This window comes from Variovorax sp. YR752, assembly GCF_943372545.1.
This window is the reverse complement of the sequence record NZ_CALRZC010000030.1, coordinates 39406-53532: the sequence shown is the minus strand read 5'-3', so window position 1 is coordinate 53532 and position 14127 is coordinate 39406. Positions and strand designations below refer to the sequence as shown.

The window sequence follows — 14127 nt, the reverse complement described above, 5'->3', positions numbered from 1 at the left end:
CCCACACGCTGCCCGCGCTCGCGATCAGCATGCCGGCCGTGAGCGGGCCGACGATGCGCGAGGCGTTCATGGCGATACCGTTCAGGCCCAGCGCCGCTGGCAGCTGTTGGCGCGGCACCAGCTCGGGCACGATGGCCGAGAACACCGGCCAGCGCAGCGCCAGCCCGATGCCGTTGGCGAAGGTGAGCGCCAGCAGGAGCGGCGCGGTCATCACGTCGAGTGCGATGGCGGCGCACAGCACGACGGCGGTGCCGGCCAGCCAGAACTGCGTGGCCACCAGCCAGCGCCGGCGATCGAGGATGTCGGCCAGCGCGCCGCTCGGAAGCCCGAGCAGGAACACCGGCAGGGTGGAGGCCGACTGCACCAGCGCCACCCAGATCGGCGAGGTGGTGAGCGAGGTCATCATCCACGCCGCCGCCACATCGTTCATCCACATGCAGATGTTGGCGATGAGCCAGGTGCTCCACAGCATGCGGAACACGGGGAGCTTCAGCGGCTCGAGCGCCGCGAGGTTCGAGGGCTGCGGCTTGGCCGGCGGGAGGGGTGTCTCTTCGGGGGATATGGGTGGCATGTGGCGTTATTGTGGCGCGAAGCTCTCGTCGCATGGCCTATGCAATACTGCCGCGGAGGCCCGCGGCTTCATCTTCTCGAGAGAAAAATGATCGATATCGTCAGCGCGACAAGATGTTCCGAAGCCGAGTTCTGGGCCGATTCCGCCCTGGGGCAATCGCTGCAACGCCTCCAGTTCGATGGCCGCCTGAGGCCGCGCGTGAGCTTCGAGAACCGGCGGGGTTTGTCCGAGGTCTACAACAGCGCGCTCACGGCACCCGATGCGAACGACATGCTCGTCTTCGTGCATGACGATGTGTGGCTCGAAGACTTCTTTCTGGCCGACCGTGTCGCGCAGGGATTGCGCGCCTTCGACGTGATCGGCCTGGCAGGCAACCGGCGCCAGTCCGAACAGCATGTGAGCTGGAACTACATCGGCACCGACCTGGTGTGGGACGACCTGGCGCACCTCTCGGGAATCATTGCCCACGGGCAGAAACCGTTCAGCCGCATCGACTGCTTTGGCACGGTTCCGGCCGACTGCGAGCTGCTGGATGGCGTGTTCCTGGCGGCGAACCGGCGCACGCTCCTGGCCAAAGCGGTGGCGTTCGATCCGCAGTTCGACTTCCACTTCTACGACATCGACTTTTGCAGAACCGCGCGCCGGCAGGGGCTGCGCTTGGGGACATGGCCGATTTCCGTGAAGCACCAAAGCGGCGGTGCTTTCGGGAGCGCGGAATGGGCCAGGCTCTATCCGTTGTATGCGCACAAGTGGGGAGGCGCGGGTGCGCCATCCCTGGAGCCCAACGACCGACCTTAGCCCCGGTCGCTGCGGGCGAGACGGTGTTCCAGCCGGCGCAGCAGCGTGGTCAGCACCAGCGTCATCACCCAGTACACGACCGAGATCGCCAGGTACGGCTCCCAGTAGCGCGCATAGGCGCCGGCCACGGTGCGCGCGGCGTAGGCCAGCTCGGCCAGGCCGATGGCCGACACCAGCGAGGTGTCTTTCAGCAGCGCGATCGCGTTGTTGCCCAGCGGCGGCAGCATGCGGCGAAACGCCTGCGGCAGCACCACGTAGCGCATCACCTGCGACGGGCTCAGGCCCAGCGAGCGACCGGCGTCGAACTGTCCGCGCGAGATCGACTGGATGCCGGCGCGGAACACTTCGGAGATGTAGGCCGCCGAGTTCAGCGTGAGCGCGACCACGCCCGAGATGAGTGCGCCGTGCTCCTGCTTGAGCGTGCGCGCGAGTTCGCCGTCGATGAGCAGGCCCGTGCTCGGGTGGATGAACACCGGCATCACCGCGAAGTGGATCAGCAGGATCTGCACGAACAGCGGCGTGCCCCGGAAGAAGCTCACGTACACCGTGGCCGGCCAGCGCAGCAGCACGCGTGTGACCCAGGTCCACGGCGCATGGCGCGCCTGTGCCAGCCGCGCGAGCGCCAGGCACAGGCCCCAGGTCGACCCGAGCAGCACGCAGACCACGGTCATGCGCAGCGTCATCCAGGCGCCCTGCCAGAACAGGTCCTTGTATTCCACGAGGATGTCCCAGCGGAACCATCCAAAAAGCAGCACTGGTTGTTCCATGCCTGCGTCCTCCACTCTGTCTATCTGTCTGTCTGCGAAAAAAACGAAACGGCCGCGTGAGGGCGGCCGTGTTCAGGAAAATGCCGTGCGGCTCAGCGCACGTTCGGGTCCTTGTTGAACCACTTCTTGTAGATCGTCACGTAGCTGCCGTCGGCGCGGATGGCCGCCAGGCCGGCGCTGAGCTTGTCGAGCAGCGCCTTGTCGCCCTTCTTCACGACGATGCCGAAGCCCTCTTCGGGGAAGGACTTGTCGTCCAGCGTCTTCAGCTCGGCGTGCTGCGCCACGCGGTAGGCGATCACGCCGTTGTCGCCCATGGCGGCATCGACGCCGCCGCCGGCCAGCTCGGAAATGATGAGCGGCGTGCTCTCGAAGCGGCGGATGTTGGGGCTGGTCTTGCCGAACTCGCGCGAGGCGATGTCGTCGGCAGTGGAGGCGCTGACCACGGCGATCTTCTTGCCCGTGAGGTCCTTCAGCGAGGCCACGGTGCTGTTCTTCGGCAGCGCGATGAGCTGGCGCGCCGCGAAGTACGGCGGCGTGAAGTCGTAGCTCTGCTTGCGCTTCTCGTTGATGGTGACGCCCGAGATCACCAGGTCGACGTCGCCGTTGTTCAGCGCACCGAAGATGCCGGTGAAGGGCGTGTTGACGACCTTGATCTTCAGGCCCTGTTGCTTGGCGATGGCGTTGATGATGTCGATGTCGAAGCCGACGATCTGCTTGTCCTTGTTCTCGAAGGCAAACGGCGCGTAGGTGGCGCTGGAGGCCACGGTGAGTTCGCGGTACTGGGCTTGGGCCTGGGCACCGAAGGTGAGCGAAACGGCTGCGAGGCCGAGGGCCAGGGCGCGGCGGAGAGAGTTCATTCGGGGTCCTTGTGTCTTGCCGCCGGCGGGAAGCGGTGGGCGAGCATTTTAGGCGGTCGCTATCGGGACCCCTTGCCGGTTACCGGGCGAACAGGAAGTAGAGCGCGACGGCTACCACCGCCACGACGGCGATCACCTTGCTGGCACGCGACGTACGGGGCGCGCCCGTGCTGTGCCACGTCACGCTGCGGGTGTGCACGGTCTTCGTGTGGCCGCCGCTGCTGCGTTCCGTGCGGGCGAGCGCGTCGGCCACGACTTGCCGACCTTCCGGCGGGACCGCGGACGTCGGCGATGCGAGGGTCTGCAGTTGCGCGGGCGTCAGCACGCCGGTGCGCACGGCCCAGGCCAGCGTGGCGGCCGGCGAAGCGGGCGCGGCCCATTCGGGTTCCTGTTCGGGCAGCAGGCTGCGGGCCTGGAAGTGCTGCACGGGGTCGATCAGCTGCAGCGCCTGCAACTGGTCGAGCGCGCTGTCGGTCACGCCGTCTTCGAGGCGGTGGGCCATGAGGCCGATCTCGAACAGCACCCAGGCCGGCGCCTGCCCGCTGACCATGGCCACGGCGTTCGCCACGGTGCGGTGCGCTTCGTCTTCCGCGCCGGGGGCGGCACGGGCGCGCAGGCCCGGCAACGATTCCCGCGCGACGATGTCCTTGGCCGCCGCCCAGCCCAGTGCTTCGCTCGGGGTGCGCAGCGCGGTGTTCGGCAGGTCGGGGTGCGCGAGCGCCTGCGCGTGTTCCGCGTCGGTCAGCAGGCCCAGGGTGTGAAGGTGCGACAGGGCCCGCAGGCCGGTGGCTTCGGAGTTCATGCGGCCAAGTGTCCCAGAGGTCTTGCGGAGGGCGGCCACGCCCGTTCGGCGCTCCCAATCGTGTGCGTTACTTCTCGGTGCGCACCCATATTTGGGCATTGTTTCGATACACGACGCATCAATTAGTTAACACATATAACAATAAGGAACTATTAAAAACAATTGGTCAGGGAAGAAGGTTATGCCATTGGTTTTGGGCGTCATGGGGCTCCCTCAGGTCGAGGTCGAGCTCTTGAGGATCATCGTTCGCCTCAGCTCCAATCTTGGGTCCCTCTGGACCGTCAGCGAATCGCAACCGTGCGACCTGTTGCTGGTGGACGGCGACACCCCGGCCGCCGAGCGGCAGACGCCGGCGGCACGCTTCGTGGTGCCGATGGTGGCGCGCGGCGATGCAGCGCCAGCAGCCCCCGCGCGCCGCACGCTGGCGCGTCCCATCTACGCGGAAGAGCTGGTCGCGCTGCTCAACCAGATCACGCCGAGCGGGGCCTCGGGCGACGCGGCGCGCGCCATGGTGCGCTCGATCCGCGCACGCGCCTCGCTGATTCGCTGGCCCTCGCAGGTGACCCTGCAGCGCCACCCGATCTACGTGCGGCTCGCGGCGGCCCTGTCGAAGAGCGCGCAATCGGCCGAAAGCCTGAGCGTGCTGGGCCGCATCGACGTGCAGGAGTGCAGCACCTTCCTCGGCCTGCTGGAGGAAGAAGGCGCGCTGACCTGGTCGGAGGAAGCCCGCGGGCCGCGACCCTCGGGGGGCGTTGCCGGCGGCGAGGCCGCGCAGCACAAGCGGGGCCTGCTCTCGCGCATCCGCCGACGCCTCGGGCTGGCCTGAAGAGGGCGCCGACATGAGGGACTTCAAGCTCGTCTTCACGGGCCCCATGGGCGTGGGCAAGACCACGGCCATCGCAACCATCAGCGACACCGCGCCGATCGCCACCGAGGTCGCCAACGCCGACACCTCGGTCGCCAAGGCCACCACCACGGTGGGGCTCGACTTCGGCCAGGTCACGCTGGACAACGGCGACCGCCTGCGCCTGTACGGCACGCCGGGCCAGAGCCGCTTCGACTTCATGTGGAAGATCCTGGTGCGCGATGCGCTGGGCCTGGCGATCCTGCTCGACAACAGCCGCCCCGACCCGATGGCCGACCTGGCCCAGTACCTGGACGGCTTTGCCGGCGCGCTCGAGCGCATGCCCTGCGCCGTGGGCGTGAGCCGCCTGCCGTCGCACCCCACACCCACGCTCGACGACTACGCGCAGGCCCTGGCGGCGCGCGGGTTGGTGCTGCCGCTGCTGGCGGTCGATCCGCGCCGCAAGGACGACGTCGTCGCGCTGATCGAAACGCTGCTGATGCAGATCGAAGTGCTCGACGAGGAGACCGCGCCATGAAGATTCCCCACGCCCTGAAGCTGCGCGCCGCGGTCGAAGCCCGCCGCGTGCTCGACGAGGTGAGCGGCGTCGCCTCGGTGGTGGTGGCCACGCCCGACGGCTTCGAGATCGCCAGCGTCGCCCGACGCGACGTCGAGCCCGCGCGCATCGCCGCCATGGCCAGCTCGATCGCCGCCATCGGCGCCGTGGTGTCGCAGGAGGCCGGCCTGGGCCGCTGCACCTGCATCACGGTCGCGACCGACAACGGCTTTGCGCTGGTCAGCCCGGTGCACAACGGCGAGACCGCGCTGATCGTGAACGTCATCGCCGACGCTGACGCGGTGCTCGCGCAGGCGATGTACCGCACGGCGGCCTGCGTGCGGGCGCTCGAGGCGCCGCAGCCTTAGGCCTTCGCTACGAATTCACGGGCGGGGACGAATTGGCATGCGACGTCTCCACCCTCTTCTTTCATTCGCATGAATTTCAATACCAGGACTCACTGACATGGCCTCGATCCAGACCAGCCTCGACAACCTTCTGACCGCCGACGGCGCCCTGTGCGCTGCCGTGGTCGATTCCGCCAGCGGCATGATGCTCGGCGCCGCCGGCTCCGGCGTGGACCTCGAAGTGGCTGCCGCTGGCAACACCGAAGTGATGCGTGCCAAGCTCAAGACGATGCGCGCGCTGGGCCTGAGCGACACCATCGAAGACATCCTGATCACGCTGGGCAAGCAGTACCACCTGCTGCGCCCGATGGCGCAGAAGGAAGGCGTGTTCATCTACTTCGTGCTCGACAAGGCGAAGTCGAACCTGGCGCTGGCCCGCCGCAAGCTGCAGGACGTCGAGAAGGAAATCACCTTCTAACTAATAGAGGTGCACCGCCCTCGGGCGGATGACAAGGCCGGCTCCCTCGCGGGAGGCGGCCTTTTTCTTTGGAGGGCGGCTACTTCGCCAGGTGCCCCAGCGGCAGCGCGCTGTTCGCCTTCACCTCGCCCAGCGAGAAGCTGGTGTGCAGGTCTTTCACGTTCGGCAAGTTCATGAGGTTCTGCCGCGCGAAGGCCGAGAAACCGTTCAGGTCCTGCGCCACCACCTGCAACTCGAAGGTGCCGGTGCCGCTGATGTAGTGGCAGGCCACGACCTCGGGCATCTTGCGGATCGCGTCTTCGAGTTTGCGCGTGGCTTCGTGGGTGACGCGCTCGGTGTCCACGCGCACGAAAGCGAGCACGCCCAGCCCGATCTTGTGGCGGTCGATCTCGGCGCGGTAGCCCTTGATGAAGCCGGCGTCTTCCAGCGCGCGCACGCGGCGCCAGCAGGGCGCTGCCGACAGGCCCACGCGCTGCGCAAGCTCGGCGTTCGTGAGGCGGCCATCGGTCTGCAGTTCTTGCAGGATAGCGAGGTCGAACTTGTCAATGCTTTCCATGGGCATGGATGTTAAGCAAGATTCTTTCTGAAAGCCGCTTTTTGGGGACGAAAAACGCAAACACCTGTCGCGGACCCCGGCATACACTTTGCGTGACCATGGGCTCGCGCCCTACCGGGCACAGACCCACACCCCATCAGCCAGGCCCACAAAGCCCTGCCAATACGGAGACAGAACACATGAACGCCCCGCTGCCCGAGCACATTCGCCGCGCGCTAGAAACCGTCACGCTCGACGACAACCCGCAACGCGGGTTGCGCCGTAGGCACAAATATGACGCGGGCGACGCAGTCGGCCGTACTGGATTTGGCGTCGAGCCTGTTTGCGAAGGAGGTGCAGCATGAACGCCCCGCTGCCCGAGCACATTCGCAAAGCGCTGGAAACCGTCACGCTCGACGATAAATACAGTCTCGACTACGGCCGCGCCTTCATGAGCGGCGTGCAGGCCCTGGTCAAGCTGCCGATGCTGCAGCGCCTGCGCGACAAGCAGGTCGGCAAGAACACCGCCGGCTTCATCAGCGGCTACCGCGGCTCCCCGCTCGGCGGCTACGACCAGGCGCTGTGGAAGGCCAGCAAGTTCCTCAAGGAACAGAACATCGTCTTCCAGCCCGGCGTGAACGAAGAGCTCGCGGCCACGGCGCTGTGGGGCACGCAGCAGCTGGGCTTCTCGCCGCAAGGCACCAACAAGTTCGACGGCGTCTTCGGCATCTGGTACGGCAAGGGCCCGGGCGTGGACCGCTGCTCCGACGTCTTCAAGCACGCCAACATGGCGGGCACCACCGAATTCGGCGGCGTGATCGCGGTGGCCGGCGACGACCACATCTCCAAGAGCAGCACGGCCGCGCACCAGAGCGACCACATCTTCAAGGCCTGCGGAACGCCGGTGTTCTTCCCGGCCAACGTGCAGGAAATCCTCGACCTCGGCATTCACGCCTTTGCGCTGAGCCGCTTCTCGGGCGTGTGGTCGGGCATGAAGACGATCCAGGAGATCGTCGAGTCGAGCGCCACGGCCATGATCGACCCCGAGCGCGTCGACATCGTCATTCCCACCGACTTCGAGATGCCGCCCGGCGGCCTGCACATCCGCTGGCCCGACCATGCGCTGGAGCAGGAAGCCCGACTCATGCACTACAAGTGGTACGCCGCGCTGGCCTACATCCGCGCCAACCGCCTGAACCACAACGTGATCGAAGGCCCGAACGACCGCTTCGGCATCATGGCCAGCGGCAAGGCCTTCAACGACACGCGCCAGGCGCTCATCGACCTGGGCCTGGACGACGCGGCCTGCCGCCAGCTGGGCATCCGCCTGCACAAGGTGGGCGTGGTGTGGCCGCTCGAGGCGCAGCTCACGCGTGACTTCGCCACCGGCCTGCAAGAGATTCTGGTGGTCGAGGAGAAGCGCCAGGTCATCGAATACCAGCTCAAGGAAGAGCTCTACAACTGGCGCTCCGACGTGCGCCCCAACGTGGTCGGCAAGTTCGACGAAGGCGCCAGCTCCACGGACGACGGCTACTCCGGTGGCGAATGGTCGATGCCCAACCCGACCTCGCACACGCTGCTGCGCGCCAACGCCGACCTGAACCCGGCGCTCATCGCCAAGGCCATTGCCGCGCGTCTGAAGAAGACCGGCCTGCTGGCCGCCGCCGGCGCCGACATGGCCGCCCGCATCGATGCGCAACTGGCCATCCTCGAGGCCAAGGAACGCGCGATGGTGGTGCAGCAGGCGTCCACCAGCGTGGCCGACGCCACGCGCCAGCCCTGGTTCTGCTCGGGCTGCCCGCACAACACCAGCACCGTCGTGCCCGAAGGCTCGCGCGCGATGGGCGGCATCGGCTGCCACTTCATGGCGACCTGGATGGACCGCTCCACCATCGGCTTCACGCAGATGGGCGGCGAGGGCGTGCCATGGGTCGGCCAGCAGCCCTTCACGACCGACCAGCACATCTTTGCCAACCTGGGCGACGGCACGTACTTCCACAGCGGCCTGCTCGCCATTCGCCAGAGCATCGCGGCGGGCGTGAACATCACCTACAAGATCCTCTACAACGACGCGGTCGCCATGACCGGCGGCCAGCAGGTCGGCGAGCGCCCCGAGGGCCACTCGGTGCTGCAGATTGCCGAGAGCCTGCATGCAGAGGGCGCGAAGAAGGTCGTCATCGTCACCGACGAGCCCGAAAAGTACGAGGGCGTGACCATTCCGGGCGACCACGTGCAGGTGAAACACCGCGATCTGCTGGACGACATCCAGCGCGAGTTCCGCGCCATGGCCGGCACCACGGCCATCATCTATGACCAGACCTGTGCCACCGAGAAGCGCCGCCGCCGCAAGCGGGGCACGGCCGTCGATCCGGCCAAGCGCGTGGTCATCAACGAGCTGGTCTGCGAAGGCTGCGGCGACTGCAGTGTGCAGAGCAACTGCCTCTCCGTGGAGCCGCTGGAAACCGAATTCGGCCGCAAGCGCACCATCAACCAGAGCAGTTGCAACAAGGACATGAGCTGCCTGAAGGGCTTCTGCCCGAGCTTCGTGACCGTCGAGGGCGGGCAGCTCAAGAAGAAGGGCAAAAACAAGGCGGCCACGCCGGCCGAGTTCGGCCTGCTGACCGAGCCCGTCATTCCGTCGCTGGTCGGCGGCAAGGTCTGGGGCGTGGTGGTGGCCGGCGTCGGCGGCACCGGCGTGATCACCATCGGCCAGCTGCTCGGCATGGCCGCGCACATCGAGGCCAAGGGCATCGTCACGCAGGACGCGGCGGGCCTGGCGCAAAAGGGCGGCGCCACCTGGAGCCACGTGCTCATCGGCGACACGCAGGACGACATCCGCACCACCCGCGTGGGCACCGCGGCCGCCGACCTGATCCTCGCCTGCGACCCACTCGTCACGATCAACGCCGAGACCATGGCGCGCATGCGCGAAGGGCGCACGCACGTGGCGCTCAACAGCCACAGCGCGCCCACCGCCGCCTTCGTGCGCAACGCCAACTGGCAGAACCCCGAAGACGCCTGCGCCGCTGAAATTGCGCGCGCCGTGGGCATCGACGGCCTGGGCGCCTTCGACGCCGATGCCGCCGCCACCGCGCTGATGGGCGACACCATCTACGTCAACCCGATGATCCTGGGCTACGCCTGGCAAAAGGGCTGGGTGCCGCTGGCGCACGAGTCGCTGATGCGCGCCATCGAGCTGAACGCCGTGGCCATCGAGAACAACAAGACCGCCTTCGAATGGGGCCGCCAGGCCGCCGTGCGCCCGGACGAGCTGCAAAAGCGCGTGCGCCCGGGCCAGGTCATCGAGTTCAAGAAGCGCGAAACGGTCGAGGCCCTGGTGGCACGCCGCGCCGAGTTCCTGACCGGCTACCAGAACGCCGCCTACGCCGAGGAATACAAGGCCTTCGTCGGCCGTGTGCAGCAGGTCGAGGCGGCCGTCGGCAGCAAGAGCACGGCCCTGAGCGAAACGGTGGCGCGCTACCTGTTCAAGCTCATGGCCTACAAGGACGAGTACGAAGTCGCCCGCCTGCACACCGACCGCACCTTCCTGGACCGCGTCGAGGGCATGTTCGAAGGCGACTACAAGCTCAACTACCACCTGGCACCGCCGCTGCTGGCCAAGAAGAACACCAAGGGCCAGCTGCAAAAACAGAAGTTCGGCCCCTGGATGCTCACGGGCTTCCGCTTCCTGGCGAAGCTCAAGGGCCTGCGCGGTACGGCGCTCGACGTCTTCGGCCGCACCGAAGAGCGCAAGACCGAGCGCGCCCTCATCGGCGAGTACCGCGCCAGCATCGAGGAAGTGCTCAAGGGCCTGCGCGCCGACAACCACGCGCTGGCGCTGGAGATCGCGGCGCTGCCCGAGCAGATTCGCGGCTACGGCCATGTGAAGGAGCGCAACCTGGCGGCGGCCCGCACCCGCTGGAACGAGCTGCTGGGCAAGTGGCGCCACCCCGAGGCGCAGCGCGCAGCGGCCTGATTCCACAGGCCCGTTTCCCCTGACAAAGAGCGCCCTTGCGGCGCTCTTTGCTATTTAAACAATAGCGAAAAGCCCTCCCCACCGCGCCGGATAAGGGCGCGAAACGGCCATCTGCGACGAATACAATGCCCGACTGCGCGCGGCCTCCCCCGCCGAGCCTCTGACTTGCGGCCCGCATCCTTCGTGGGCGCGGAACCGCGGGCCCGGCCTGCGCATCTGAAGTCTTTTTCTTCTCTCTTCCCTCTGCTGGAGACTCTCTTGTTCATTTCCTCTGCTTTCGCACAAACCGCGCCCGCAGCCGCCGGTGGTGGCGACATGTTGTCTTCGCTGGGCAGCATGCTGCCGCTGGTGCTGATGTTCGTGGTGCTGTATTTCGTCATGATCCGCCCGCAAATGAAGCGCCAGAAAGAAGCCCGCGCCATGATCGAAGCCCTGGCCAAGGGTGACGAAGTCGCCACGGCCGGCGGCGTGCTCGGCAAGATCACGTCCATCAGCGACCAGTACCTCGGTCTCGAGATCGCCAACGGCATCGAGATCAAGATCCAGCGCAGCGCGGTGGTCCAGGTGCTGCCCAAGGGCGCCGTCAAGCAATAAAAGCGTGAGCTGAACCTTGCGCTTCGCGGCGCAGGGCCCCAAGTCACGCCGTGTTCCCTTTCTGAAACGCTTGTGAAAAGCGCCTTCTCATGAACCGTTACCCGGTCTGGAAGTACGCGATCATCGTGATCGTGCTACTCGTGGGGCTCATTTACGCCCTGCCCAATTTCTTCGGCGAAGCACCCGCGGTGCAGGTGTCCGCGGCCAAGACGAGCGTCAAGGTCGATGCCGCCACCCAGACCCGGGTCGAGGAGGCGCTGAAGGCGGCCGGCCTGACGCCCGACCTGGTGACGCTGGACGCCGGCTCGCTGCGCGCCCGCTTCACCACCACCGACGACCAGCTCAAGGCGCGCGACGTCGTGCAGCGCGCCCTGGTGCCCGACGCCAGCGACCCGCCCTACACGGTGGCGCTGAACCTGCTGTCGCGTTCGCCCAAGTGGCTCACGTCGCTGCATGCGTACCCGATGTACCTGGGCCTGGACCTGCGCGGCGGCGTCGACTTCCTGCTGCAGGTCGACATGAAGGGCGCCATCGACAAGAAGGCCGAATCGTTCGCGAGCGACCTGCGCACCACCTTCCGCGACAAGAGCATCCGCGGCACCCAGGTCAGCCGCAACGGCCAGACCGTCGAGGTGACCTTCCGCGACGCGGCCTCGCTCGAGACCGCCAAGCGCCTGATCGTGGACCAGTTCCCCGACCTCAGCACCACCGACACGCAAGACGGCACCAACTGGCGCCTGACCGCCACCATCAAGCCCGAGGCGGCCCGCCGCCTGCAGGACGCCGCGCTCAAGCAGAACATCACGACCCTGCACAACCGGATCAACGAACTCGGCGTGGCCGAGCCGGTGATCCAGCAGCAGGGCCTGGACCGCATCGTCGTGCAGCTCCCGGGCGTGCAGGACACGGCCAAGGCCAAGGAAATCCTGGGCCGCACCGCCACGCTCGAAATGCGCATGGTGGACGAAAGCGCCGAAGGCCGCGCGGCCGAACTGAGCGGCGCGCCCGTGCCCTTCGGCTCCGAGAAATTCCTCGACCGCAGCGGCCGCCCGGTGATCGTGAAGAAGCAGGTGCTCGTCACCGGCGAGAACCTCACCGACGCCCAGCCCGGCTTCGACCAGCAGAACAACCAGCCCAAGGTCGACCTGACCATGGACGCCAAGGGCGGTCGCATCATGCGCGACGTCAGCCGCGAGAACTACAAGAAGCGCATGGCCATGCTGATCTTCGAGAAGGGCAAGGGCGAAGTGCTCACGGCTCCCTCGATCAACGGCGAGCTGGGCAACCGCTTCCAGGTCTCGGGCTCGATGACGGTGGCCGAAGCCAGCGACCTCGCCCTGCTGCTGCGCGCCGGCTCGCTGGCTGCGCCCATGGAGATCATCCAGGAGCGCACCATCGGCCCGACGCTCGGCGCCGACAACATCGAAAAAGGCTTCAAGAGCGTGATGTACGGCTTCCTGGCCATCATGGTCTTCATGTGCCTGTACTACGCGCTGTTCGGCTTGTTCTCGTCGATCGCGCTGGCCGTCAACCTGATGCTGCTGGTCGCCATCCTTTCGATGCTGCAGGCCACGCTCACGCTGCCCGGCATCGCGGCCATGGCGCTCGCCATCGGCGTGGCCATCGACTCCAACGTGCTCATCAACGAGCGCGTGCGCGAAGAGTTGCGCAACGGCGCCTCGCCGCAGGCCGCCATCCACGCGGGCTACGAACGCGCCTGGGGCACGATTCTCGATTCGAACGTGACCACGCTCATCGCGGGTATCGCGCTGCTGGCTTTCGGCTCGGGCCCGGTGCGCGGCTTCGCGGTGGTGCACTGCATCGGCATCGTCACCTCGATGTTCTCGGCCGTGTTCTTCTCGCGCGGCCTCGTGAACTTCTGGTACGGCCAGAAGAAGAAGCTCAAGTCTGTGTCGATCGGCACCGTCTGGCGGCCAAAGACCGACGGCGCAGCCGTGGTCGAAACCAAGTAACGGCCGAGGACCATCGCCATGGAATTCTTCCGCATCCACAAGACCATCCCGTTCATGCGCCATGCCCTGGTGCTGAACATCATTTCCTTCGCAACCTTTGCGCTGGCGCTGTTCTTCCTGTTCCATCGCGGGCTGCACCTGTCGGTGGAGTTCACCGGCGGCACGGTGATGGAAGTGGCCTACGAGCAATCGGCCGACATCGGCAAGGTGCGCGAGGCCGTCACCAAGCTCGGCTATCCCGAAGTGCAGGTGCAGAACTACGGCACCTCGCGCGACGTGCAGATTCGCCTGCCCACCCAGAAGGGCATGAACTCCGACCAGCAGAGCGCGCAGGTCATGCAGGCGCTGAAGTCGGTCGACCCGTCGGCCACGCAGCGCGGCATCGAGGTCGTCGGGCCGCAGGTCGGCGACGAGCTGACCTCCAACGGCATCAAGGCGCTGGCCATGGTGGTGATCGGCATCATGATCTACCTGGCGTTCCGCTTCGAATGGAAGTTCGCACTGTCCACCGTGCTGGCCAACCTGCACGACGTGGTGATCATCCTGGGCTTCTTCGCCTTCTTCCAGTGGGAGTTCTCGCTGGCGGTGCTGGCGGCGGTGCTGGCGGTGCTGGGTTACTCGGTGAACGAGTCGGTCGTGATCTTCGACCGCGTGCGCGAGAACTTCCGGCGTTACCGCAAGATGACGACCACCGAAGTCATCGACAACGCGATCACCTCGACCATCAGCCGCACGATCATCACCCACGGCTCCACGCAGCTCGTGGTGCTGTCGATGTTCTTCTTCGGCGGCCCGACGCTGCACTACTTTGCGCTGGCACTGACCATCGGCATCTGCTTCGGCATCTACTCGTCGTGCTTCGTGGCTGCCGCGATCGCGATGTGGCTGGGCGTGAAGCGTGAAGACCTGATCAAGGGCCCGCCGGTCAAGCGCGACGGCGATCCGGGCGGCGACGACCCGAACGCCGGCGCGGTGGTCTGAGGGATACTTCGGCGCCAGCTTCGCGTCACCCGCACTTGTGCGGTGACG

Annotated in this window: 15 protein-coding genes; 10 read left to right on the top strand and 5 right to left on the bottom strand. The window is 66.7% G+C overall.

Annotated features, from left to right (window positions below; translation table 11 throughout):
- Positions 1 to 571 (bottom strand): MFS transporter (locus tag AAG801_RS10060; RefSeq protein ID WP_341888258.1); only part of this gene is annotated, 571 nt, incomplete at its 3' end.
- Positions 572 to 658: 87 nt separating this feature from the next.
- Here AAG801_RS10060 and AAG801_RS10055 point away from each other — a divergent pair.
- Entirely contained in the window at positions 659 to 1369 is a 711-nt protein-coding gene (locus tag AAG801_RS10055; RefSeq protein WP_341888257.1) for a glycosyltransferase, read from the top strand.
- Here the strand turns inward: AAG801_RS10055 and AAG801_RS10050 are convergent.
- The 3 genes from AAG801_RS10050 to AAG801_RS10040 all read right to left on the bottom strand — a co-directional run bounded on the left by AAG801_RS10050 (position 1366) and on the right by AAG801_RS10040 (position 3795).
- Positions 1366 to 2136, bottom strand: a complete 771-nt coding sequence (locus AAG801_RS10050) for an amino acid ABC transporter permease (RefSeq protein ID WP_341888256.1) — start codon at positions 2134 to 2136, stop codon at positions 1366 to 1368. The two genes, AAG801_RS10055 and AAG801_RS10050, sit on opposite strands and share 4 nt — an antisense overlap.
- Positions 2137 to 2228: 92 nt before the next feature.
- The gene (locus AAG801_RS10045; protein WP_341888255.1) at positions 2229 to 2993 is read right to left on the bottom strand and encodes a basic amino acid ABC transporter substrate-binding protein; all 765 of its coding nucleotides are present in this window, start codon (positions 2991 to 2993) and stop codon (positions 2229 to 2231) included.
- Positions 2994 to 3072: 79 nt separating this feature from the next.
- Positions 3073 to 3795: a hypothetical protein gene (locus AAG801_RS10040; protein ID WP_341888254.1), complete on the bottom strand. Its 723-nt coding sequence runs from the start codon at positions 3793 to 3795 to the stop codon at positions 3073 to 3075.
- 313 nt (positions 3796 to 4108) lie between these two features.
- On the opposite strand from AAG801_RS10040, the gene AAG801_RS10035 reads away from it, so the two are divergent.
- The 4 genes from AAG801_RS10035 to AAG801_RS10020 all read left to right on the top strand — a co-directional run bounded on the left by AAG801_RS10035 (position 4109) and on the right by AAG801_RS10020 (position 6020).
- Positions 4109 to 4621, top strand: a complete 513-nt coding sequence (locus AAG801_RS10035) for a hypothetical protein (RefSeq protein ID WP_341888253.1) — start codon at positions 4109 to 4111, stop codon at positions 4619 to 4621.
- 13 nt (positions 4622 to 4634) lie between these two features.
- Entirely contained in the window at positions 4635 to 5177 is a 543-nt protein-coding gene (locus AAG801_RS10030) for a GTP-binding protein (RefSeq protein ID WP_341888252.1), read from the top strand.
- Complete coding sequence (locus AAG801_RS10025; protein ID WP_192194114.1) at positions 5174 to 5563, top strand: roadblock/LC7 domain-containing protein; 390 nt, start codon at positions 5174 to 5176, stop codon at positions 5561 to 5563. Before AAG801_RS10030 ends, AAG801_RS10025 begins: the two co-directional genes overlap by 4 nt.
- Before the next feature lie 97 nt (positions 5564 to 5660).
- Entirely contained in the window at positions 5661 to 6020 is a 360-nt protein-coding gene (locus AAG801_RS10020) for a hypothetical protein (protein ID WP_099794000.1), read from the top strand.
- A 79-nt stretch (positions 6021 to 6099) separates the two neighbouring features.
- Here the strand turns inward: AAG801_RS10020 and AAG801_RS10015 are convergent, their stop codons facing one another.
- Positions 6100 to 6576, bottom strand: coding sequence for an Lrp/AsnC family transcriptional regulator (locus AAG801_RS10015; protein ID WP_062478228.1), 477 nt, complete (start codon positions 6574 to 6576; stop codon positions 6100 to 6102).
- A 179-nt stretch (positions 6577 to 6755) separates the two neighbouring features.
- Here AAG801_RS10015 and AAG801_RS10010 point away from each other — a divergent pair, with 179 nt between their 5' ends.
- The 5 genes from AAG801_RS10010 to secF all read left to right on the top strand — a co-directional run bounded on the left by AAG801_RS10010 (position 6756) and on the right by secF (position 14079).
- Entirely contained in the window at positions 6756 to 6920 is a 165-nt protein-coding gene (locus tag AAG801_RS10010) for a hypothetical protein (protein ID WP_341888251.1), read from the top strand.
- Positions 6917 to 10531, top strand: a complete 3615-nt coding sequence (locus tag AAG801_RS10005) for an indolepyruvate ferredoxin oxidoreductase family protein (RefSeq protein ID WP_341888250.1) — start codon at positions 6917 to 6919, stop codon at positions 10529 to 10531. Before AAG801_RS10010 ends, AAG801_RS10005 begins: the two co-directional genes overlap by 4 nt.
- A gap of 258 nt (positions 10532 to 10789) precedes the next feature.
- A complete protein-coding gene (yajC, locus tag AAG801_RS10000; protein ID WP_099793994.1) occupies positions 10790 to 11125 on the top strand; it encodes a preprotein translocase subunit YajC in 336 nt (111 codons plus the stop codon).
- A gap of 89 nt (positions 11126 to 11214) precedes the next feature.
- Positions 11215 to 13098 (top strand): protein translocase subunit SecD, encoded by a 1884-nt coding sequence (secD, locus tag AAG801_RS09995; protein ID WP_341888249.1) that lies wholly within the window; start codon positions 11215 to 11217, stop codon positions 13096 to 13098.
- 18 nt (positions 13099 to 13116) lie between these two features.
- A complete protein-coding gene (gene secF, locus AAG801_RS09990) occupies positions 13117 to 14079 on the top strand; it encodes a protein translocase subunit SecF (protein WP_341888248.1) in 963 nt (320 codons plus the stop codon).
- Positions 14080 to 14127 lie beyond the last annotated feature (48 nt).

Excerpts from the sequence above, each read along its gene's own strand:
- AAG801_RS10040 (WP_341888254.1), bottom strand. The coding sequence starts at position 3,795 with ATGAACTCCGAAGCCACCGGCCTGCGGGCCCTGTCGCACCTTCACACC.
- AAG801_RS10050 (WP_341888256.1), bottom strand. The coding sequence starts at position 2,136 with ATGGAACAACCAGTGCTGCTTTTTGGATGGTTCCGCTGGGACATCCTC.
- AAG801_RS10020 (WP_099794000.1), top strand. The coding sequence starts at position 5,661 with ATGGCCTCGATCCAGACCAGCCTCGACAACCTTCTGACCGCCGACGGC.
- AAG801_RS10045 (WP_341888255.1), bottom strand. The coding sequence starts at position 2,993 with ATGAACTCTCTCCGCCGCGCCCTGGCCCTCGGCCTCGCAGCCGTTTCG.
- AAG801_RS10005 (WP_341888250.1), top strand. The coding sequence starts at position 6,917 with ATGAACGCCCCGCTGCCCGAGCACATTCGCAAAGCGCTGGAAACCGTC.
- secF (WP_341888248.1), top strand. The coding sequence starts at position 13,117 with ATGGAATTCTTCCGCATCCACAAGACCATCCCGTTCATGCGCCATGCC.
- AAG801_RS10055 (WP_341888257.1), top strand. The coding sequence starts at position 659 with ATGATCGATATCGTCAGCGCGACAAGATGTTCCGAAGCCGAGTTCTGG.
- secD (WP_341888249.1), top strand. The coding sequence starts at position 11,215 with ATGAACCGTTACCCGGTCTGGAAGTACGCGATCATCGTGATCGTGCTA.
- AAG801_RS10015 (WP_062478228.1), bottom strand. The coding sequence starts at position 6,576 with ATGGAAAGCATTGACAAGTTCGACCTCGCTATCCTGCAAGAACTGCAG.
- AAG801_RS10010 (WP_341888251.1), top strand. The coding sequence starts at position 6,756 with ATGAACGCCCCGCTGCCCGAGCACATTCGCCGCGCGCTAGAAACCGTC.
- AAG801_RS10030 (WP_341888252.1), top strand. The coding sequence starts at position 4,635 with ATGAGGGACTTCAAGCTCGTCTTCACGGGCCCCATGGGCGTGGGCAAG.
- AAG801_RS10025 (WP_192194114.1), top strand. The coding sequence starts at position 5,174 with ATGAAGATTCCCCACGCCCTGAAGCTGCGCGCCGCGGTCGAAGCCCGC.